The sequence below is a fragment of the Dietzia sp. IBK-p2-15D genome (genome assembly GCF_057773105.1).
In genome coordinates this window covers 25,282-46,400 of sequence record NZ_JBYMTK010000007.1, presented here as the reverse complement: position 1 = coordinate 46,400, position 21,119 = coordinate 25,282, and the positions used below count along the sequence as shown (strand labels likewise).

Below are 21,119 nucleotides of genomic sequence, written 5' to 3'. Positions count from 1 at the left end.
GGTCACCCACCTCCCGTCGCGCGTTCGAGGGCGCCCACGATCCCGAGCGGGTCGTCCTGTTCGACGGGGAACATCAGCGGGTTCGTCAGCCCTGCCCCCGTGCACAACGGGAGCGGCTGCCGGGCGCACAGCTCGCGACCGCGTTCGAAGTGCGTGATGTTCGACGAGATGTTGAGACGGATCCGCGCCCGGCCGTCCGGGCCGATGCTGTCGGCCAGGTTGCCCAACATCAGCGGATACTGGTCGAGGAACTCGGCGAAGTCGGCGCGGTGGCGCGCGTACAGGGCGGTGACCTCCCGCGTGGCCTCGGTGGTCAGGGTGAGGTCCTCATCGCGGGCGGCCATGATCCCGTCCAGTTCGTCGAGGATGACGCGCAGGTCCTCCGCGGGGGCCGCGACGTCGATCCGGTCCTCGCGGATCTGCCGGCCCAGGTCGTCGAGCCCCAGGACGAGGTCGCGCATCTTCTCGTCGCGACCGCCGGCCGCGTCCATGAGCACCGACAGTTCGGTCACGATCGCGTCGAGGTCCTCCGCGCGGTCCCCGCCCACCGCCGAGACCGTGGACAGGTCCCGGATGGCGCGGTTCAGGTCCTCACCGCGGCCGTCGAGCGCCGCGGCCCCGCGGTCGAGACCCCGGCCGACGTCCTCGGCACCCGGCGCGAACGCCGAGCTCAGCGTGTCGAGGCCGGCGACGAACTCGTCGAAGTCCAGTGGGGCCCGGGTCCGCGCCACCGGGATGACGCCACCGTCGGGGAAGGTGGGTCCGGCGGTGTACGCGGGCGTGAGTTCGACGAACCGGTCCGCGATGACGGCGGGGTTCATCACCACCGCGCCCACGTCCTCTGGCAACCGGGTCCCGGGGTCCAGGGAGAGGTCGACGCGGACGACCGGCCCGAGCGGCTCGACCTTCTCCACCAACCCCACCTCGACACCGACGATCCGTACCTGGGAGCCGGCGTAGATCCCGTCCGCGGTGGCGAATTCGGCCGAGATCCGGAGGCGGGAATCGCGGTGACCGCCGGCCATCACCACGCCGAGCACGATCGCGGCGACGAGGACGGTGGCGAGGACGATCAGGACCCGGGCGCGGCTCAGTTGCATCCGTCCATCACCCCCAACGCGCAGAGGGCGGAATCGGGGATCGGGCCGGTGGGGGTGGCGACGTCGGTCCAGGGCCCGTTTCCGGTGGCGTCACTCACGGCGCGGAGCCCGGGTGGCATGCGGGTGAGCGCCTCATCCATCACCTCGATGTTGCGGCGGTAGGTCTCGCTGATCGATCGCATGTTGACCAGCAGCCGGTCGACGTCCTCTGCCTCGGAGCCGAGCAGCGACCGGACGCGGGTCGCCAGGTCCTCGACGGACGTGACCAGGGCCCGGAGTGCCTCACGGCGCTGCGTCAGCACGGTCACCAGGACACGGGACTGATCCGTGAGCGAACGGATCCCGGCCTCCTGGGCGACGAGGATCCCGGTGATCTCCCGTGTGGTGGTGACGACCTCGCTCATCCTGGCGTCCTCACGGGCGAGGAGTCCGAGCGCGGCGGAGACGTCGTCGATCGCGCGTCCCGTCGCGTCGACGTCCTGTGGCAGAACAGTGTCGAGGGTGTCGATCACCGCGCTCACCGCCTCGATGTCGAGACCGTCGGCGAGATCGGTCACGGCCTCGCCCACGTCGTCGATCATGTACGGCGACGTGGTGCGCTCCACCCTGATGAGGCGCTCGGGACCGAGGTCGCCGGAGCCCGACGGGACCACCTCGAGGAACCGGTTACCGAGGATCGACTTGAGGCCGATCGTCGCGGTGCTCGCCTCCCCGAGGCCCTGCCCCCGGTCCAGGCGGAACCCCACCACGGCCAGACCGTCCTCCATCGACAGCGAGTCCACCCTGCCGCTCGGGACCCCCGAGATGAGGACCGTGTCGCCGGCGCGCAGGCCGCCCGCGTTGTGGAACTCCGCCGCGTACGGCTCAGTGCGCAGCACGTACCACAACCGCGGCAGCGCGACGCCGGCCACGAACACCGCCATGACGAGCAGGATCGACACCGCCCCCACCAACACCGTGTTCCCTCTTCGGGCGTGCCGCGGGTCCCTGACCAGGTCCGCCAGACTCTCGCGGATCACCTCCGTACCCCTCACCTGCACACCTCCGAGTTCTGGTGGCCGAACGGGTTGACCTGCATCCCGTCCCACGAGACGGTGAAGTTGCACATGTACAGGGACAGGAACCCGCCCTTGCGGGTCAGTGCGTTGACCCCACGGGCGAACGTGGGGACCCGGCCGAGCGTCGACTCGAACTCGTCCGTCCGGGGGACCCAGCCGTCGGTCGTGTAGCGGGCGGCGTCGACGCTCGCCCGCAGATCCCGGTCGGTCTCCTGCAGCATCGCGGCCAGGGCCGCCGAGGAGGCACCGCCGCGGTCGACGAGCAGGGCCAGGTCGCTGCCGTCGCCGTCGGCGAGTGCACCGGAGACCTCGTCGAGGCCGCGGACCAGGCGTCGCAGGTCCTCGTCCCGACCGGTGAGCGTGTCCCCGAGCGCCTCGATGTTGTCGGCGAGGCGGACGTACACGTCCTCCCGGTCGAGGACGTCCCGGCTGAGCAGGGCCAGCCGGGACAGGAGCGTATCCATCGCCCCGGGTTCGCCCTGGAACGCCGCGACCACCGTGTGCGAGAGCGCGTTGACCTCCTCCGGCCGCACCGACTCGAACAGCGGCTTGAAACCGTTGACGAGCGCGGTGAGGTCCACCGGGCCCGTGGTGTCCTCCAACGGGATGCGGGAGCCCTCGGGCCGGTCGACCGCCCCACGGACGGCCGGTGCGCCACCCGGGGTGGGATCGAGAGACAGGTAGCGGATCCCCAGCATGTCCCCGTACCGCACCGACGCGCGGGCCCCCGCGGTGACGGGATTGTCCCGCTCGACCTCGAAGTGCACCACGGCGGTGACGTCCCCGTCGGCACGGGACTCCCGCTCCACCCCGAGGACCCGACCCACCCGGACCCCCGCGACCGTGACCTCCGATCCGGGGCCTAGCCCGCCGACGTCGTCGAACTCCGCGCTGTACCCGCGGGCGCCGAACCCCACCGGCACCCGCAGCGTGTTGATCACCAGCACCGTGCACAGCACTCCGAGCAGGCAGAAGACGAAGAGGCGGAGCGCGGGCGCCAGACCCGGACGGCCGGTCATCGGATCGTCACCTCGTTCCCGCGTACGAGCGGGCCGAGCATTGTCCACGCCGCCGTGTCCGGGCCCGCGTCCGGAGCCCCGGGCGGCGGTACCGGCGTCCCGGGCTCGCCCGCGGCGGCCAGCTGGAGCTCGCGGAGAGCGTCCCGTTCCGAGGCGGCGCTCACGGTGAGCCCCGGCCCGCTGTCCGGGGCGGGCGCCCCCGTGCACGTCGACCCGGCCAGGTCCGGGTACCGCGGGCAGTCCTGCGGCCCGTGGGGCATCGGGTCGGCGAACGACGGGACCGCGGTGATGTCGAACCGGCCCGTCGAGAACGCGGCCGCTCCCGCCTCGCCCATGGGCCGCATGGCGTACAGGGTCCTGATGACCCCGTGCGGATTGCGGGCCGTCCGGTCGAAGACGACCCCCGTGTCGTGGACCAACCGGATCGCGCCCGGCACCGTCCGGTCCGCGAGGACCGCGCCCGAGGCCCCGGCGCCCAGACCTGCGTCGAGGAGGCGGCCCAGTGAGCCCGGACGGTCGAGGACGATCTCGGACAGGCGGGTGGCCTCCTCCATCGTCGCGAGGATCACCGGACTCGCCGAGGCCAGGTCCTCGGCGAGGGCCGCCACTCCCGGGGAGGCGTCGAACGCGCCTGCCAACGCCGGGTCGAGGTGCTCGGTCGCCCGGTCGGCGTCGTCGATCGCACGGCCCAGGGTCTCCCCGCGACCGTCGAGAGCCCGGGACAGCGCGGTGAGCGCCACCTGCATCCGCTGCGGCTCGATGGACACCAGCAGATCGCTGGCCCGGGTGAACACATCGTAGAGCTGCACCGCCTCGTTCGACCGGTCCGCGGGCAGTTCGTCGCCGTCGGAGATCATCCGTGCCCGGTCGGCGGCGGGCTCCGACGCACGACCGGTCCCGCCGGCCGGGACGAGGTCCAGCCGGACGTCGCCGAACAGCGTGCGCGGGACCACCCGCACGACCACGTCGCCCGGGATCCTCTCGGCGTGCCCGGAGTCGATCAACATCTCCACCCGGGTGCCGGGCTCGTCGTCGTCGCCGACCTCCCCCGCCGACCCGCGCACGTCCCCGACCTTCACCCCCAGGTGGTGGACCGGCGCGTTCTCCGGGATCCGCCCCGCCGCCGCGGGCAGCGCGGCGGTCACCGTGGCCCCGGTGTCGAACGCGCCGGCCCCGCGGCCCACCAGCAGCACCCCGATCGTCAGCGCCACGACGGTCGCCACCACCCCGCGCAGGATCAGGGTCCGCTCGGGCACGGGGCCCGCCACCCGGCTCCTCATGTGATCCCCAGGGCCGGGACCTCGGGCACGAGGCCCCACAGGGCGAACGTGAGCACGATGTCGAGGAACCCGATCGCGAGGATGCTGGTGCGCAGTGCACGACCCGCCGCGCGGCCGACCCCCTCGGGCCCGCCGGTGGCGTGGTAGCCGTAGCTGCAGTGCACCAGCACGATCACCAGGGCAAAGACGACCGCCTTGACCAGCGAGTACAGCACGTCCTCGGGGCCGAGGGTGAGGTGGAAGAAGTGGTCGTAGGTACCAGCCGACCCGCCGTTGACGTACACCACCACGACTCGCGTGGCGATGTAGGTGGCGACCAACCCGATCGCGTAGAGGGGGACTATGCAGATCATCGTGGCGACCAGGCGGGTGCCCGCCAGGTACGGCACGGTCGGCACGGACATGGCGTCGAGCGCGTCGATCTCGTCGGAGATACGCATTGATCCGAGCCTGGCGGTGAACCCGGTGCCGACCTTGGCGGCCAGCGCCACGGACGCCACCACCGGCGCGAGCTCGCGGGTGTTCGCCATGGCCGAGAGCATCCCCGACAGGGTGGTCATCCCGATGAGGTCGAGGCCGCGGTAGGTCTCGACCCCGACCATGATCGCCGCCACCGCGGACATCGCCAGGACGATGCCCACGGTCCCCCCACCGGCGACCAGGGATCTGGACCCGAAGCCCACGTCGACGACCTCGCGGAGGACCTGCCCGCGGTAACGCACCACCGCGGTCGGCAGTGACACCAGGACCCGCCCGGCGAAGGTCACGTGCCGGCCGACCTCGGCCATCGCCGAGCCGAGCGCGGTGACGCGGCCCGCGGCCCGCGTGGCGCGGGCACGCTGCCACGCCGTCGACTCCGCGACCCGCAAGTCACCCATCTCAGTACTTCCCCACCGACGGCACGGCCAGCCCGTAGACCGCGGACAGGACCGTGTTGACGACGAAGACCGTGACGAACGCCAGGACGACGGTCTCGTTCACCGCATCCGCGACACCGGAGGACCCGCCGTCGGCGTGCAATCCCTTGAAGGTGGCGATGAGCGCGGAGACGATCGCGAAGGCGATCGACTTGATCATCGCCATCCACAGATCCGACGGGCGGCCGTACGCACTGAGGGTCGACAGGAACGCACCGGCGGACTCGCCCTGCCCGTAGACCTGGTAGAGCAGGCAGGCCACGACGCCCATCGCCGTGACCAGCGCACACATCACCACCGACACGAGCACGGTGGCGATCACCCGGGGGACGACGAGGCGCTCCACCACGTCGAGGCCCATGACCTCCATCGCCTCGACCTCCTCGCGGATCGTGCGCGACCCGAGGTCCGCGCAGATGGCCGAGCCCCCGACCCCGGCGAGCATGAGCGCACACACCAGGGCCGAGGCCTGCCCGACCACCACGAAGGCCACCACCGCACCCGCGTACCCGGCCGCACCGAGCCGACCCGCGAGTTCGCCCACCGAGACCGCCACGAGCACCCCCACCGGGAGCATGAGCAGCAGTGCGGGCACCGAGCTCACGCGCGCGATGAACAGCGCCTGGTCACGGGTCTCGGCGAGCGCCAACCGGCCGCGGGCGACGGTGCTCACGCACCGCAGCAGGGTGAATACCGAGTACCCGACCAGCGACCCGACCTGGCCGGCGAGGTCGACGACCGGGCCGCGGCCGGTGGGGAGATGGAAGACCATGCCGCTGAGCTCAGACGCCCACGGTGCCGTGCTCGGAGCGCAGAGTGCCCTTGACGACCTTGCCGCTCGCGTTGCGCGGGAGCTCCTCGACGTGGACCAGATGCTTGGGCAGCTTGAAGCCGGCGAGCTTGTCCCGCAGCCACTCGGTGAGCTCCTCGAGGGTGAGATCGGCGGCGCCGTCCTCCACGTTCTGGGCGACCACCGCGACGGGGACCTCGCCCCACCTGTCGTCCTTGCGGCCGATCACGGCGACCTCGCGGATCCGCGGATGGCCGGCGATGATGTTCTCCACCTCGGCGCAGTAGATGTTCTCGCCTCCGGAGATGATCATGTCCTTCTTGCGGTCCACGACGTAGACGAAGCCCTCGTCGTCCATGCGGACGAGGTCGCCGGAGTGGAACCACCCGCCCTCGAAGGCCTCCGCCGTCTCCTTGGGCTTGTTCCAGTAGCCGGACATGGTGGTGGGACCGCGGTAGACGATCTCGCCGACCTCACCCGGGCCGACGGGCTCGCCGAAGGCGTCGACGACGCGGGCCTGGAGGGTGGGGATGACCTTGCCGACGGAACCGATCTTGCGGATCGCGTCATCACCGTCGAGGGCACAGGTGATGGGGCTCATCTCGGTCTGGCCGAACACCGCGCAGTTCAGGGCGTCCGGGAAGGTCTCGGCCATGGCGCGCAGGATCGTGTCGGTGGACGGGGCCGCGCCCCAGGAAATGTTGCGCAGCACCAGGCTGCGCGGGCGGGCCTGCTGCTCGGCACAGACGGCCTGCCACTGCACGGGGACGAGGAAGATGCTGGTGATCTGCTCGGCCTCGAGGGTGTCGAGGACCGCCGCGGGGTCGAAGGCCTGCAGCGGGTGGACCACCGTGACGCCGCCGAGCTGGAGGCTCGGCGCGATCGAACCGAGCGCCGCGATGTGGAACATCGGGGCGGCGCACAGCGCGCGTCCGTCCTCGTCGAACAGTCGGAAGACCCGGATGCAGGTCAGGGACTGCGCCGTGAGGTTCTCATACGAGAGCATCGCGCCCTTGGGCCGACCCGTGGTGCCCGAGGTGTACATGATGAGCGCGGTGGAGTCCTCGGGGACGTCGACGGGCTCGTGCGGCTGGCCCTCCTCCGCGATCGCGTCGGCGTACGTGGTCTGGTCGGGCGTCCCCGGTTCACCGCCGATGACGATGTGGTGGCCCGGCTCCTCGCCCTGGGCGCGGATCGCGCCGACGAGCGGGGCGAGCATCGCGTCGGTGATGACGACCTTCGGCGTGCAATCGCTGACCAGGTAGGCGAGCTCGCCGGGGGTGAGACGGAAGTTCACCGGGACCGCGATGGCACCCAGCTCGTTGATGCCCAGGACCGCCTCGACGAACTCCGGGTTGTTGAGCGTGATGAGCATAACCCGGTCGCCCCTGCCCACACCGCGGCGGGCCAACGCGTCGGCGAAGCGGTTGCTGCGATCGTGCAGCTGGGACCACGTGGTGGTCTGGCCGAGGAACCGCAACGCCTCGGCGTCGGGCTGCATCTCGGCGTGGGTGGCGACCCACGTGTTCCAGTTGTTGCGGCGTGCCGCGTGGAGTTCGGCGATGGGATCCGTGGCGGTGGTCATGATCTCGGCCTTTCGTCGGGCGGTGGGTGACGGGAGGGGCAGGTGACAGGAGGGACGGTTCAGGAGAAGTTCGGGCGCCGTTTCTCGAGGATCGAGGACACGCCCTCGGCGAAGTCGGGGGAGATCAGCAGCTCGCACTGGCCCTCGTGTTCCCTGGCCAGGGCCGCGTCCAGCTCGGCGAGCGTGGCCCCGGTGACGGCCCGCTTGGTCAGTTCCAGGGCGCGGCGCGGACCCCGGGCCAGTCGGCGGGCGAGCTTCGCGGCGGCGGGCTCGAGGTCCGCGGTCGGGTGGACCTCCATGGCCAGTCCGACGTCGTGGGCCTCCGCGGCGGAGACGGCGTCGCCACGCAGCAGCATGCGCGAGGCGATCGACCGTCCGACGGCCGCGGGCAGCAGCACGCTGGCGCCGCCGTCGGGCATGAGGCCGATGTTGGTGAACGCGAACAGCAGGTAGGCGTCCTCCGACATGAGGACGAGGTCGGAGGCCAGCGCGAGCGAGACGCCCACCCCGGCCGCCGGGCCGGTGACGGCGGCGATCACCGGGACCGGGACCGTGAGGACCGCGCGGACCAGTGCGGCGGCCCCCGCCATGGTGTCGTCGGGGCTGGGCGCGTCCGCGCCGGCGTCCTTGATCGCCTGCAGGTCAGCTCCGGTGGTGAACGCCCCGCCCTCCCCTGAAAGCACGATGACCCGGGTGCCCGGATCGGTGCCGTGTTCGGTGATGAGCTCGGTCAGAGCGGTGACGGTGGGGTGGTCGAGGGCGTTCATCCGGTCGGGCCGGTTGATGCTGATCGTGGTCACGCCCAGGTCATCGCGGGAGATCCTCACCGCGTCGCGTCCGGTCGCGGTCATCGGACCGTCTCCCCCGCCTCGACCATCCCGGCCAGCCTGCCGGTGATGATCTCCTCGGCCTCGGCCATCATCCGGTCGACGAGCTCGGCCGCGGTGGGCACGTCGTGGATCAGACCCTGGCACTGGCCGGCGCTCCAGATACCGGCATCCAGGTCGCCGTCCTCGAAGACCTTGCGTCCGCGGGCGCCGGCGACGAGGTGCTGGATGTCGGAGAACTCGGCGCCCTCGGCCTCCTTCGACACGACCTCGGCGGAGACGGCGTTGGCGGCCACCCGCGCGGTGTTGTGCAGCGTCCGGAAGATCAGCTTCGTGTCGAGCTCGGTGTTGGCCACGATCTGTTGTTTGACCTGCTCGGCCACCGGCGACTCGGCGGTGCACATGAAGCGGGTGCCCATGTTGGCGCCGTCGGCGCCCAGCGCGAGCGCGGCCACCATGCCGCGGGCGTCGGCGATGCCGCCGGAGGCGAGGATCGGGATGGACAGCCTCGCCGCCGCGGCGGGGATGAGCACCAGGCCGGGGACGTCGTCCTCCCCCGGGTGGCCGGCACACTCGAAGCCGTCGATCGACACGGCGTCCACGCCGAGCTGCTCGGCCTTGACGGCGTGACGCACCGAGGTGCACTTGTGGATCACCTTGATGCCGGCGGCGTGGAACACCGGCAGGTGGTCCTTGGGGTTGGACCCGGCCGTCTCGACGATTTTCACTCCCGACTCGACGATCGCCTGCCGGTACTCGGCGTACGGCGGCGGGGTGATCGCGGGGAGGATGGTGAGGTTGACGCCGAAGGGCTGGTCGGTCAACTCCCGGCAGCGCGCGATCTCGCGGGTCAGGTCCTCGGGCGTGGGTTGGGTGAGCGCGGTGATGATGCCGAGCGCTCCCGCCTCGGACACGGCGGCGGCGAGTTCGGCGCGGCCGACCCACATCATGCCGCCCTGGACGATCGGGTGGCGGACGCCGAACTCCTCGGTGAATCGGGTGCGGATCACGGATGAACCTCCTCGTAGGTGCCGCCGGATGCCGCCTTCTCGCGCAGCGACTCCGGTGGGGTGAAGCGCTCGCCGTACCGCTGCGCGAGCTCCTCGGCGCGGGCGACGAAGCCGGGCAGGCCGCCGGGGTACTGATCCATGTAGCGGGCGACGCCGCCGGTCCAGCCCGGGAAGCCGATGCCGAGGATCGATCCAACGTTGGCGTCGGTGGTGGTATCCAGCACGCCCTCGTCAAGGCACTTGACGGTCTCGATCGCCTCGGCGAAGAGCATGCGGTCGATCGCGTCCTGCAGCGGGATCTGGGTGGTACCACCGAAGGCGTCGGTCAGCCCCGGCCACAGTCCGACCCGCTTACCGTCGGAGTACTCGTAGAAGCCGGAGCCGGTCGAGCGGCCCTTGCGGTCGAACTCGTCGATCATGCGGTCGAGCACGGCGTTGCCCGGGTGGTCGGGCAGCTCGCGCCCCTCCGCCTCCGCAGCCTGGCGGGTCTCGTCGCGGATCTTGCGGGGCAGGGTCAGGGTGAGCTCGTCCATCAGCGCCAGCACGGGGGCCGGGTATCCGGCCTGCGCCGACGCCTGCTCGATGGTGGGGGCGGGCACGCCCTCGGCGAGCATCGCCATTCCCTCGCTGGTGAAGGTGCCGATGACGCGGGAGGTGAAGAACCCGCGGGAGTCGTTGACGACGATCGGGGTCTTGGAGATCTGGGCGACGAGCGCCAGGGCGCGTCCGAGCGCGTCCTCGGAGGTCTTCTCTCCCTTGATGATCTCGACCAGCGGCATCTTGTCCACGGGTGAGAAGAAGTGCAGCCCGATGAAGTCAGCGGGCCGGTCCACACCCTCGGCGAGCATGGTGATGGGCAGGGTCGAGGTGTTGGAGCACAGCAGGGCGTCGGGGGCGATGTGCGGCGCGATCTCCGCGAACACGGTCTCCTTGACCCTCGGATCCTCGAAGACCGCCTCGATCACGGCCTGTGCGCCCGCGGCCGCGGCCGGGTCGGTGGTGGGGGTGATGCGCGCGAGCAGGGCCTCGCCCTTGGCCCGGGCCTTGTCGCGGACCTCGCCCTCGGCGGCGCGGGACACGGTCTTGGTGACGAGCTTGGCCGAGTAGCCCTTGCCCCGCTCGGCGGCGGCCTGGTCGATGTCCTTGAGGACCACCTCCATGCCGGCCTTGGCGCAGACGTAGGCGATCGCGGCGCCCATCATCCCGGCACCCAGGACGACGACCTTCGAGATCGGCTCCCGGTCGGCCGAGCCGTGGGCCCTGGCCAACCCGTTGGCCTTCTGCATGTCGAAGAAGAACGCGCGGATCATGTTCTTGGCGGTCTGACCGGTGGCCAGACCGGCGAAGTAGCGGGCCTCGATCGCCTGGGCGGCGGCGAAGTCGACCCCGGCCCCCTCGACGGCCGCGGCCATGATCGCGACCGGCGCCGGGTACGGCGCACCCCCCAGCTGCTTGCGCAGCATCGCGGGGAAGGCGGGCAGGTTGGCGCCGAGGGCCGGGTTGGACGGCGTCCCGCCGGGCATGCGGTAGCCCTTCCGGTCCCACGGTTGGGCGGCGTCGGGATTCGCGGCGATCCACGTCTTCGCGGCGGGCAGCAGTTCGTCCGGGCTCGCGACGAGCTCGTCGACCAGACCGATCTGCTGCGCCTTGGCGGGACGGAGTCGCTTACCCTCGAGCAGCACCTCCATGAGGGCGGTGGCCACGCCGAGCATCCGGACGGTGCGGACGATCCCCCCGCCACCGGGGAGCAGGCCCAGGCCCACCTCCGGCAGCCCCAGCTGGACGGCCGGGGAGTCCACCACGACGCGGTGGTGGGTCGCCAGGGCGATCTCGAGACCGCCACCAAGCGCGGCCCCGCCGATCGCGGCGACGACCGGCCTGCCCAGGGTCTCCAGCTTCCGCAGCGGCGCCTTGGCTCGCTCGACGGTCTCCACCGCGAGGTCCGCCCCGTCCGAGGGGATGGACAGGATGTCGCCGAGGTCGCCGCCGGCGAAGAAGGTCTTCTTGGCGGAGGTCAGGACGACACCGGTGATGTCGTCGATCTCCTCGGAGAGCCGGTCCACGGCGGCCTCCATGGAGGCCAGGTAGTCGGCGTTCATGGTGTTGGCGCTCTGGTTGGGGTCGTCCAGGGTGAGGACGACGACGCCGTCGGAGTCGCGCTCGTAGGTGATGGTGTTGGTGAATGTGCTGCTCATGGGCGTTTTTCTCGTCCTTGTGAGGCGTGGGGCCGGCGGCGGGCTTAGAGGCGTTCGATGATGGTGGCGATACCCATTCCGGCGCCCACGCAGAGGGTCGCCAGGGCGTAGCGGGCATCGCGGCGTTCCAGCTCGTCCAGGGCGGTGCCGAGGATCATCGCGCCGGTGGCGCCGAGGGGGTGGCCCATGGCGATCGCGCCGCCGTTGACGTTGATCTTGTCCATCGGCACGTCGAGGTCCTTGGCGAACTTCATGGGCACGGCGGCGAATGCCTCGTTGACCTCGAACACGTCGATGTCGTCGATCGTCAGCCCCGCCTTCGCCAGCGCCTTGCGGGCGGCCGGGGTGGGACCGGTGAGCATGATCGTGGGTTCGGACCCGACCACCGCGGCCGAGACGATCCGGGCGCGGGGAGCCAGCCCGTTGCGCTCGCCCGCCTCGGCGTTGCCGATGAGCAGAGCGGTGGCGCCGTCGACGATGCCGGAGGAGTTGCCGGCGTGGTGAACGTGGTCGATCTTCTCCACCCAGTGGTACTTCTGCAGCGCGACGGCGTCGAACCCGGCCTGGTCGCCGAGGGCGGCGAAGGAGGGCTTCAGGGCGGCGAGATCATCGGCGGTGGTGCCGCGGCGGATGTGCTCGTCGTGGTCGAGGACCACCTGCCCCGCCAGGTCGACCACCGGGACGACAGAACGGGCGAACCGGCCGTCGTCCCACGCGGCCGAGGCCAGCTCCTGGGAGCGCTGCGCGAACTCGTCGACGTCCCTCCGGGAGAAGCCCTCGAGCGTGGCGATGAGGTCCGCGCCGATGCCCTGCGGCACGAAGGAGGTCTCATAGTTGACCCGCGGGTTCTGCGCCCATGCACCGCCGTCCGAGCCCATGGGGACGCGTGACATCGACTCCACACCGCCGGCGATGACCAGGTCCTCCCAGCCGGCGCGGACCTTCTGCGCGGCGAGGTTGACCGCCTCCAGACCCGAGGCGCAGAAGCGGTTCTCCTGCACGCCCGCCACCGTCTCCGGCAGGCCCGCCGCGATCGCGGCGATCCTCGGCAGCACCGCGCCCTGTTCCCCGACGGGGCCGACGATGCCCATGACGACGTCCTCGATCTGCGCCGGGTCGAGATCGGCGTTCCGCTCCACGAGCGACCGCAGCACGCCGACGGCGAGGTCGATCGGGGCGACGCTGTAGAGCGAACCACTGGACTTGCCCCGTCCGCGGGGCGTGCGCACCGCGTCGTAGATGAAGGCCTCGGGCACTGGCATGGGTGGGTGATCCCTTCCGCGTTCGACCACGATCCGCACCGACTGCCTAGCTCGTCCCGCGGATCCGATCACATATATCTGTGAATTCGGGTTTACTATGGGCCACTGTAACTGGTGTTGTCAAGATCACACCTTGTTCCGTCGAACCCGGAAGACGAACCCACGTGACCCTCACTCCCGCGCAGACGGCCCGCCCCCTCCAGGCCCCGCCCCCGGGGTCCCGACGTGCGGAGATAGCGCTGGTGGCGGGCGAGGAGTTCACCCGGCGCGGCTACCACTCCACGCGCGTGGAGCACATCGCCGACCGTCTGCAGGTGACGCCCGGGGCGCTGTACCGGCACGTGCCGGGCAAGTACGAGATGTTCCGGGATGCCGTCGCGATCCTCATCTCCGAGCTCGAGACCGCCACCGGCACCCCGTCCGCCTCGGAGGCCGCCCCGGTGGGCGCAAACGATGCGGACTCCCTGCGGCACCTGGTGGAGTCCGTCACCCGCACCACGCTCACCCACCGTTCCCGCGCGGCCCTGTACCGCTGGCAGATCCGGTACCTCAACCCGGAGGACCGCGCCGCGGTGGTCGCCGCCGACACCCGTGTGCGCGGTCGGGTCGCCGACGCCGTCCGAGGACGACGACGAGGAGGGCCCACCACGGGAGCGGGTTCGGCGGCCGGGGCGATCCTGTCGAGCATCGCCTCGCTCGGGCATCACCGGATCGAGATCACCGAACCGGACGCCGTGACGCTGATGACGTCGATCGCCGACGACCTCGCGATGTGCGTGCCGCAGCGACGTCGACCGCCCGATCCCGCGGCGGAGGCGGGGCCACCCGGGGCGGCAGCGGTGCCGACGCGGTTGCGGGGCGGTGCCGCGACCCGCGAGGGCGCCATCATCGCCGCCATCGAGCGCTTCCACTCCACGGGGTACGACGGTGTGACGATGGAGGCGATCGGCGCCGATGTGGGTGTGGCCGCGTCGGCGCTGTACCGCCACTTCCCGAACAAGGCCGCCCTGCTCACCGCGGCGGTGGACAGGACCGCCGGGTTGGTCGGCGAGCTCCTGGACCGGCACGCCGCGTGGCACGGGGCGGGTACCGACCCGGCGGAAGCGTTGGCCGACCTGCTCGACCAGTACGTCGCGATCGCGTTCTCCCACGGCCCCGAGCTGATGCTGTACCACTCCGAGCTGGGCAGTCTCGGCGCCGACGACCGCCGACGCATCCGGCTGGCCCAGCGCGGTCAGCTCGACCGGTGGGCGGGGCTGGTCCTCGGGGCGGCCCGGGCGCGCGGCGGGCCCCGGCCGGATGAGGTGGCCGCCCGGATACGGGTGCACGCCGCCCTGTCGGTGGTCATCGACGGGGGGTGGGGATCGGGCTTCGACCCGGCGGCCTCCGTCCGGCTCGGCGAGCTGGCCCGGACCCTGCTGCTCCCCCGCTGAGCCCGGGCCGGCAGGGGGTCAGGCGGCTCCGGTGGAGCCGGCGACTGGGGAGTGCACGACCGGACAGGCGCCCACCCGGTCGCGCGGCTGGATGGGGCAGGCCCCCAGGTCGGCGGGACGGTATCCCTCCGGGTATCCCGGGTACGTCCGGTTCTCGGTCCCACGGGACCCGAGCTCGCGGCGGCGGACCGGCAGCCACCGCACCACCTTCGACCGCATCCGCAGCGCCGCGTAGGCGGCTTCTCGGAACGCCGGCGGTTGCCACGGGAAGCCGAAGGCGCGGGTCATGTCGTCGTCGATCAGCGCCTGCACGACCTTGCGGACCACCGGCCGGGCCGGCTCCGGGTACCAGGAACACATGAGATCGAGCGTGTACGTCCCGATGAGCTCGTTGGTCCGGGCGTAGCGCATTGTTCGCGCCTCGTAGTCGTCCCGCCAGCGCCGGAACTCCCCGATGTCCTGCGGGATCCCCTTGATCTTCATCCGCTCCCCGACGGCGCGGTAGAAGTGGAACGCCGCGAGCCGCTCGTTCGGATGCAGACGCCGCCAGCCGTTCGCATCGATCCACTCGAGCGGCTCGTAGATGAACGTCGACAGCACATAGAGCATGTCGTCATTGGTGATCTCGTACATCGCGTGTTGGCGGTTGATCACCCGCAGCGCCTCCTTGCCACGGGGCGAGTCGTACCCGTGCTCGACCAGCTCCACCATGAGCAGCGCGGTGTCGTCGTACCGCTTCTGCGGGTGATCGCGGAAGTTGCCCGCCTGCTCCAGGACCGCCGACACCGACGGGATGCAGTAGGTCCGGTACAGCGCCAGCTCGAGCGCCCGCTGGTAGTCCCACGGGAACTCGTACGCCGAGGTGATGCGGTGGATCTCCGCCGCGTCCGCCACCGGATCGAGAGTCGCGATGAGATCACGCCAGTACCAGCGCCCGGGCCTGAACGGGATCCTCGCTGTGAGCGGGTGGTCGACGGCGGCGTCGGCGACGAGGTCGGCCGGGATCGATCCGAACACCCCGGGCACGGCGGGCCGCTCGGTGGCCGCGGCCCTCGTCGTCGTCGTCATCTCCTCGGTTCTCTCGGAGGTGGCGGTCATCTCACCTCACATCCTTCCCTGGACGTTCGCGAGCATCCACTTGACGATCTTGATGTCACGCGGCTTGCGGGTCATGGTCATGAGGTTCAGCGGGGCCGCGAACTTCTGCGCGGTGATGGCCTTGGGACGGGCGAACTCGCGCAACCCGTCGGCGCCGTGGATGCGGCCGAAGCCCGAGTCGCCCGAACCGCCGAACGGCAACGCCGGGATGCCGGCGAACGCGAGGAACGAGTTGACCGACACCATGCCCACGTCCAACTTCTCCGCGAGGGCCAGCCCCCGCTTCTTGTTGCCGGTGAAGATCGAACCGCCGAGGCCGTAGCTGCTGGCGTTCGCCTTCTCGATGGCCTCCTCCAGGTCCGCGACAGGGTTGATCACGACGGTGGGGCCGAAGGTCTCCTCGGTGATCGCGGACGAGTTCTCGGGGACGTCGACCAGGACGACCGGCTCGATGATCTTCTCGCCGACGGAGTCCTCGCCGCCGAGTACGGCCCGGCCGCCCTTGGCGATCGCGTCCTTGACGTGCCTGCGGACGATGTCGACCTGCGACGGCAGCGTCATGGGCCCGTAGCTGGAGGAGATCGAGTTGCCCGGGGTGAGCGCACGGACCTTGGCCGTGAACTTCTGGACGAACGCGTCGTGGACATCCGAGTGGACGTAGATCCGCTCCACGCCCGCGCACGTCTGGCCCGCGTTGCCCATGGCGCCGAAGACCGCCTGGTCGGCGGCCGCGTCGAGATCCGCGTCCGAGTCGACCAGCAGGGCGTCCTTGCCACCGCCCTCGATGACGACCGGCGTGAGCGTCTCCGCGCAGGCGGCCATGACCTTCCGGCCCGTCGCGGCGGAGCCGGTGAACGCGAGCTTGTCGACGCCCGCCCTACACAACGCCGCACCCGTCGAGCCGTCACCGGTGATCGTCTGGATGAGCGGCTGGGAGGCGCCCAGGGAATCCCACACCTCCGCCAGCCACACGCCCACACCCGGCGTGAGCTCGCTGGGCTTGAACACCACCGCGTTGCCCGCGGCCATGGCGTAGGACAGCGTGCCCATCGGGGTGAACGCGGGGTAGTTCCACGGGCCGATCGCGCCGACCACGCCGTAGGGCTGATATTCCACGTAGGCGGCCTGGTTGCTCATGAGCAGCCCGGCCGAGACGGAGCGCCGTCGCAGGACCTTGTCCGCGTTCTTGGCCGCCCACTCCAGATGGCTGACGGTGAGCATGACCTCGAGGGTCGCGTCCTCGTCCGGCTTCCCGGTCTCGGCGGAGATCAGGGACGCCAACTCCTCGGCCCTGGACGAGATCGCCCGCTTGTACTCCAGCAGCCACTCACGGCGACCCCGCGGACCCTGGTTCGCCCACCAGCGGGCCGCGGCACGCGCCCGCTCCACGGCGAGGGCGACCTCCTCGGGACCGGCGACGGGATACTCCGCGAGGACGGTGCCGTCGCGGGGGTCCAGGCTCGCGAACGTGGGGCCGGTCTTGCTGGGCTCGGTGGTCGTCATCTGAGGTCCTCTCGTTTCCGATCACATATATTTGATGTAGCGTACCGTGATACGGGCCACAGTAGTCCAGTGTGCACCCAACCGACACCCCGTGACAGGTACCGGGACAACCACACAGAAAAACGAGGCGAGAAGTGTTCGACATCCTCACCGAAGAGCAGCGTGACTTCGCCAAGTCGATCGATGACTTCTGCGCGCGCGAGGTCGGCGGCGTCGAGAAGCGACGCGAGCTCACCACCGAGGGCGGCACCCACTCGCCGCACATCTACTCCAAGATGGCCGAGCTCGGATGGCTGGGGCTGACCGTCCCCGAGGAGTACGGCGGCTCCGACGCCGGCGCCGTCGAACTGTGCCTCCTGCTCGAGCACTCCCTGCGCGGCCTCGCCCCCATCGGCGGCATCGGCCCCACCCTCATCACGGCCGCCGCGTACCAGAAGTTCGGGACCGAGGAGCAGCGGAGACGCGCGCTCGAGCTGGTCGTGAACGGCGGGACCCTGTCCATCTCGATGTCCGAGCCCGGCGCCGGGTCCGACGTCGCCGCCCTGCGCTGCAAGGCCGAGCGCGACGGCGACGACTGGGTGATCAACGGGCAGAAGACCTGGTGTTCCAACGCCCACTTCGCCGACCGCATCCTGCTCGTCGCCCGCACCGACTCGTCGGGCAAGAAGCACGAGGGCATCACGATGTTCGACGTGCCCGCGGACATCGAGGGCCTGCAGATCACCGGGATCGAGACCATGGGCGGCAAGGAGGTCAACGACCTCTACTTCACCGACGTCCGCCTGCCCGCCGACTCCGTGATCGGAGAGGTCGGCGGCGGCTGGGCGCAGCTCATGACCGGGCTCAACACCGAGCGCCTCATCCTCGCCGCCATGCAGCTCGGCGTGGCCCAGCGGGCGTTCGACGACTGCCTGGCCTTCATCAAGGAGCGCGAGCAGTTCGGCCGCCCCGTCGGCTCCTTCCAGGTGCTCCGCCACCGTATGGCCGACCTCGCCACCGAGATCGAGGCCACGCGCCTGCTCGTCTACGCGGTCGCCAGGAAGGTCGACGAGGCCGACCCCACGGCCCTGTTCCCGCGTGAGGCCTCCATGGCCAAGCTCAAGGCGTCCGAGCTGAGCAAGCGGGTCACGCTCGAGTGCATGCAGTCAATGGGCGGATACGGGTACGCCACCGAGTACGGGATGGAACGTCTGGTCCGCCAGGCGGTGGTATCCACCATCTACGGCGGCACCAACGAGGTCCAGCGGGACATCATCGGCAAGACGCTCGGCCTGTGAGCACCGCCGGTACCGCCGGGGCGGCCGGCACCGCCGGGACCGCGGGTGTCGCCGCGCGCGAGCTCGAGCTCATCCTCGCGCTCGACACGGTCCCCTCGGACCGCGTCTCCGCGCTGTGGGACTCCCTCGAGCCCGCGCGGGTCGGCGACATCGCGGGCAACCGCTGGAGGGGCACCGGCCTAAACACCGGGCACCCCATGTTCGGCATGCTCGGGCAGATGCGCTGGTGGGGCAAGGACTTCACCGAGGCCCGCAAGGTGGACCCGATCCTCGTCACCGACGACTCCGGTGAGGTCGTGCAGGACACCTCGGCGACCGGCGGGGGCGGGGCGTCCCTGTGGGAGGTCTCCTTCCGCGGACGCCCGACCGCCTCCATGGTGTACGACCGCCTGCCGGTGATCGACCACTTCGCCGTCGTCGGCCCCGACACCCTCCTCGCGGTGATGAACGGGCGCGGCACCGTGCACGAGGGCGAGCACTTCTGGTTCGTCCTGGAGCGCGAGCGCTGAGACGCACGGGCCGGGTGCGCGGGGCGGGAGCCCGGGGCCGGGTGCGCCTGACCGGGTGCGCGGGGCGGGTGCCTGGCCGGGTGCGCGGGGCGGCGCCACGCCCCACAATGGGGCGCATGACCCCGAACCCCACGCGCCCGGTCCGCATCGCCGTCCAGCTCCAGCCGCAGCACGCGCCGGACTACGGACTGATCCGGGACGCCGTCCGACGTTCCGAGGACGCGGGCGTGGACGTGGTCTTCAACTGGGACCACTTCTTCCCGCTCTACGGTGATCCCGACGGCGCCCACTTCGAGTGTTGGACGATGCTGGCCGCGTGGGCCGAGCAGACCGAACGCGTCGAGATCGGCGCCCTGGTCACCTGCAACACCTATCGCAACCCCGACCTGCTCGCCGACATGGCCCGGACCGTCGACCACATCTCGGGCGGCCGCCTCATCCTGGGCCTGGGCAGCGGATGGTTCGAGCGGGACTACGTCGAGTACGGCTACGAGTTCGGCACCAAGGGCTCACGGCTCGACGACCTCGGGCACTCCCTCGAGCGGATCGAGCAGCGCTTCGCCACGCTCACCCCCGCCCCGACGCGGGACATCCCCGTGCTGCTCGGTGGCGGCGGTGAGAAGAAGACCCTGCGGCACGTGGCCCGCCACGCCGACATCTGGCACTCGTTCGTGGACGTCGAGACCTACCGCCACAAGTCGGAGGTGCTCGCCGGGCACTGCGCGGACGTGGGGCGCGATCCGGGCGAGATCGAGCGGTCGACGGAGATCGGCGGGGCCAGCTCACCCGACGAGGCGAAGCGGCTCGCCGAAAACCTGCACGCCGAGGGCGTCACCCTCTTCACGGTCGGGCTCAACGGCCCCGACTACCCGCTGGACCTGGTCGAGTCGCTGGTGGCCTGGCGCGACGGGCGCTGACCCTGCCCGTCGGCGCCGAGCCTGCCCCTCGGCGCCGGAAATCCGCTACTCCGAATCCGGATCCGCTATCCCGATCGGCGTAGCGAATCCGCATTCCGAGTAGCGGATTTCGGGCTGGATTGGAACCGGGGCGGGCCGGGCGGGCTGGGGCGGGCGCGTGTCGGCGCGGGCCACGGCGGGTCAACCCCGCTTGACCGCCCGGTCGACCCGGCGCCACGTCCGGTAGGTGTACCACGACGCCACCAGCATGAGCACCAGCACGAGCGAGGCGAAGATCGACGGTCGCCCGGTGAGGATCAAGCCCACCGCGTTGACCAGCGCCAGCACGGTGAAGAACCCGACGAACCCGCCGATGACCTCCAGTCGCTGCCGGGCACCCAGGGCGTCACCGCCGCTCCGAGCCACCGCCGATCAGCTCTTCAGGCCGCCGGCGGTGAGGCCGGAGATGATCCGCCGCTGGAAGATCAGCACCATGATCACCAGCGGCACGGTGACGAGCGCGCCGGCGGCCATGATCGCCGCGTGCGGCGGCAGATACGGATTGACGCCGGAGAACCGGGCGATCGCCACCGTCACGGGCTCGGTCGCGGTCGTGGACAGCTGCTGCGAGAGCACAAACTCGTTCCACGTGATGATGAACGCCAGGATCGCGGTGGTGAACAGCGCCGGCGCGGCGAGCGGGAGGATGATCTTGATGAACGCCTGGCCGCGGGTGGCACCGTCGACGCGGGCGGCCTCCTCCAGCTCCCACGGCAGGTCGTTGAAGAACGACGTGAGCGTGTAGATGGTCAGCGGCAGCGCGAACGAGATGTTGGGGATGATGAGCGCCTGGTAGGTGCCGATCCAGCCGATGTCGGTGAACAGCTGGAACAGCGGCGTGACCAGGGCGACGCCGGGGAACATCGACGCGGCGAGGATGATCCCGGTGACGAGGAACTTGCCCCGGAAGTCGACCCTGGCGAGGGCGTAGGCGGTGAACACGCCGAACGTCAGCGCGAGGGCGGTGGTGATCGAGCTGATGAGCACAGAGTTGATGATCGCGCCCAGGAAGTTGTTGCCGCCGTCCGTGGCCAGCGCCTCGCGGAAGTTGTCGAGCGTGAGGTGCGAGGGCACCGGGCTGGCGGAGAAGATGAACCGGTTGTCGCGGAACGCGGTCACCAGCATCCAGTAGAACGGTGCGAGTCCCCAGATGAGGATGAGTAGCGCGCCGACGTAGGTGCTGATGGTGGGACCGAGCGGTTTGCGCGGCGGTTTGATGTCCTCGTCGTCGCGGCGCCGGTCGGAGCCGGGGGTCGACGACGACGACGGGGTGGTCGTCGGCATGGTCGGCGAGGTGCTC

The 21,119-nt window shown here is 70.9% G+C and carries 19 protein-coding genes; 4 read left to right on the top strand and 15 right to left on the bottom strand.

Annotated elements, in window-relative coordinates:
- Nucleotides 1-2: 2 nt before the first annotated feature.
- The 11 genes from AC3DEV_RS10700 to AC3DEV_RS10650 are packed head-to-tail and all read right to left on the bottom strand — an operon-like array spanning nt 3 to nt 13,043.
- On the bottom strand, nt 3-1,100 hold the full coding sequence (locus AC3DEV_RS10700; RefSeq protein WP_488372083.1) for an MCE family protein: 1,098 nt from the start codon (nt 1,098-1,100) through the stop codon (nt 3-5).
- The gene (locus tag AC3DEV_RS10695; RefSeq protein WP_156776111.1) at nt 1,091-2,134 is read right to left on the bottom strand and encodes an MCE family protein; all 1,044 of its coding nucleotides are present in this window, start codon (nt 2,132-2,134) and stop codon (nt 1,091-1,093) included. Before AC3DEV_RS10695 ends, AC3DEV_RS10700 begins: the two co-directional genes overlap by 10 nt.
- Nucleotides 2,131-3,177 (bottom strand): MCE family protein, encoded by a 1,047-nt coding sequence (locus AC3DEV_RS10690; RefSeq protein WP_488372082.1) that lies wholly within the window; start codon nt 3,175-3,177, stop codon nt 2,131-2,133. The genes AC3DEV_RS10695 and AC3DEV_RS10690 overlap by 4 nt, the downstream gene beginning before the upstream one ends.
- Nucleotides 3,174-4,445, bottom strand: a complete 1,272-nt coding sequence (locus AC3DEV_RS10685; RefSeq protein ID WP_488372081.1) for an MlaD family protein — start codon at nt 4,443-4,445, stop codon at nt 3,174-3,176. The genes AC3DEV_RS10690 and AC3DEV_RS10685 overlap by 4 nt, the downstream gene beginning before the upstream one ends.
- A gap of 8 nt (nt 4,446-4,453) precedes the next feature.
- Entirely contained in the window at nt 4,454-5,335 is an 882-nt protein-coding gene (locus AC3DEV_RS10680; RefSeq protein ID WP_083249473.1) for an MlaE family ABC transporter permease, read from the bottom strand.
- 1 nt (nt 5,336) lies between these two features.
- The gene (locus AC3DEV_RS10675) at nt 5,337-6,146 is read right to left on the bottom strand and encodes an MlaE family ABC transporter permease (protein ID WP_271800318.1); all 810 of its coding nucleotides are present in this window, start codon (nt 6,144-6,146) and stop codon (nt 5,337-5,339) included.
- A 10-nt stretch (nt 6,147-6,156) separates the two neighbouring features.
- Complete coding sequence (gene fadD5 / locus AC3DEV_RS10670; RefSeq protein ID WP_488372080.1) at nt 6,157-7,749, bottom strand: fatty-acid--CoA ligase FadD5; 1,593 nt, start codon at nt 7,747-7,749, stop codon at nt 6,157-6,159.
- A 59-nt stretch (nt 7,750-7,808) separates the two neighbouring features.
- Nucleotides 7,809-8,600 carry an enoyl-CoA hydratase gene (locus tag AC3DEV_RS10665; RefSeq protein WP_069388514.1) on the bottom strand — a complete coding sequence of 264 codons (792 nt, stop codon included), beginning with the start codon at nt 8,598-8,600 and terminating at the stop codon, nt 7,809-7,811.
- Nucleotides 8,597-9,583 (bottom strand): NAD(P)H-dependent flavin oxidoreductase, encoded by a 987-nt coding sequence (locus AC3DEV_RS10660; protein ID WP_488372193.1) that lies wholly within the window; start codon nt 9,581-9,583, stop codon nt 8,597-8,599. The genes AC3DEV_RS10665 and AC3DEV_RS10660 overlap by 4 nt, the downstream gene beginning before the upstream one ends.
- Nucleotides 9,583-11,781 (bottom strand): 3-hydroxyacyl-CoA dehydrogenase NAD-binding domain-containing protein, encoded by a 2,199-nt coding sequence (locus tag AC3DEV_RS10655; RefSeq protein WP_488372079.1) that lies wholly within the window; start codon nt 11,779-11,781, stop codon nt 9,583-9,585. The genes AC3DEV_RS10660 and AC3DEV_RS10655 overlap by 1 nt, the downstream gene beginning before the upstream one ends.
- Before the next feature lie 44 nt (nt 11,782-11,825).
- Nucleotides 11,826-13,043 carry an acetyl-CoA C-acetyltransferase gene (locus AC3DEV_RS10650; RefSeq protein ID WP_488372078.1) on the bottom strand — a complete coding sequence of 406 codons (1,218 nt, stop codon included), beginning with the start codon at nt 13,041-13,043 and terminating at the stop codon, nt 11,826-11,828.
- Between the two features lie 164 nt (nt 13,044-13,207).
- On the opposite strand from AC3DEV_RS10650, the gene AC3DEV_RS10645 reads away from it, so the two are divergent.
- Entirely contained in the window at nt 13,208-14,476 is a 1,269-nt protein-coding gene (locus AC3DEV_RS10645; protein ID WP_472981976.1) for a TetR/AcrR family transcriptional regulator, read from the top strand.
- 18 nt (nt 14,477-14,494) lie between these two features.
- On the opposite strand, the gene AC3DEV_RS10640 is transcribed toward AC3DEV_RS10645, so the two are convergent.
- Nucleotides 14,495-15,574 carry an oxygenase MpaB family protein gene (locus AC3DEV_RS10640; RefSeq protein ID WP_488372077.1) on the bottom strand — a complete coding sequence of 360 codons (1,080 nt, stop codon included), beginning with the start codon at nt 15,572-15,574 and terminating at the stop codon, nt 14,495-14,497.
- Nucleotides 15,575-15,580: 6 nt separating this feature from the next.
- Nucleotides 15,581-17,077: an aldehyde dehydrogenase family protein gene (locus AC3DEV_RS10635; RefSeq protein ID WP_488372076.1), complete on the bottom strand. Its 1,497-nt coding sequence runs from the start codon at nt 17,075-17,077 to the stop codon at nt 15,581-15,583.
- 134 nt (nt 17,078-17,211) lie between these two features.
- On the opposite strand from AC3DEV_RS10635, the gene AC3DEV_RS10630 reads away from it, so the two are divergent.
- The 3 genes from AC3DEV_RS10630 to AC3DEV_RS10620 all read left to right on the top strand — a co-directional run bounded on the left by AC3DEV_RS10630 (nt 17,212) and on the right by AC3DEV_RS10620 (nt 19,780).
- Entirely contained in the window at nt 17,212-18,354 is a 1,143-nt protein-coding gene (locus tag AC3DEV_RS10630; protein WP_488372075.1) for an acyl-CoA dehydrogenase family protein, read from the top strand.
- The gene (locus AC3DEV_RS10625; RefSeq protein ID WP_488372074.1) at nt 18,351-18,863 is read left to right on the top strand and encodes a DUF4334 domain-containing protein; all 513 of its coding nucleotides are present in this window, start codon (nt 18,351-18,353) and stop codon (nt 18,861-18,863) included. The genes AC3DEV_RS10630 and AC3DEV_RS10625 overlap by 4 nt, the downstream gene beginning before the upstream one ends.
- A 116-nt stretch (nt 18,864-18,979) precedes the next feature.
- The gene (locus AC3DEV_RS10620; protein ID WP_488372073.1) at nt 18,980-19,780 is read left to right on the top strand and encodes an LLM class F420-dependent oxidoreductase; all 801 of its coding nucleotides are present in this window, start codon (nt 18,980-18,982) and stop codon (nt 19,778-19,780) included.
- A 180-nt stretch (nt 19,781-19,960) separates the two neighbouring features.
- Here AC3DEV_RS10620 and AC3DEV_RS10615 read toward each other — a convergent pair whose 3' ends face one another.
- Together AC3DEV_RS10615 and AC3DEV_RS10610 are read right to left on the bottom strand one after the other, a co-directional pair.
- A complete protein-coding gene (locus tag AC3DEV_RS10615; protein ID WP_007627187.1) occupies nt 19,961-20,185 on the bottom strand; it encodes a hypothetical protein in 225 nt (74 codons plus the stop codon).
- Nucleotides 20,186-20,191: 6 nt separating this feature from the next.
- Nucleotides 20,192-21,103, bottom strand: coding sequence for a carbohydrate ABC transporter permease (locus AC3DEV_RS10610; protein WP_268092866.1), 912 nt, complete (start codon nt 21,101-21,103; stop codon nt 20,192-20,194).
- Nucleotides 21,104-21,119: the final 16 nt, after the last annotated feature.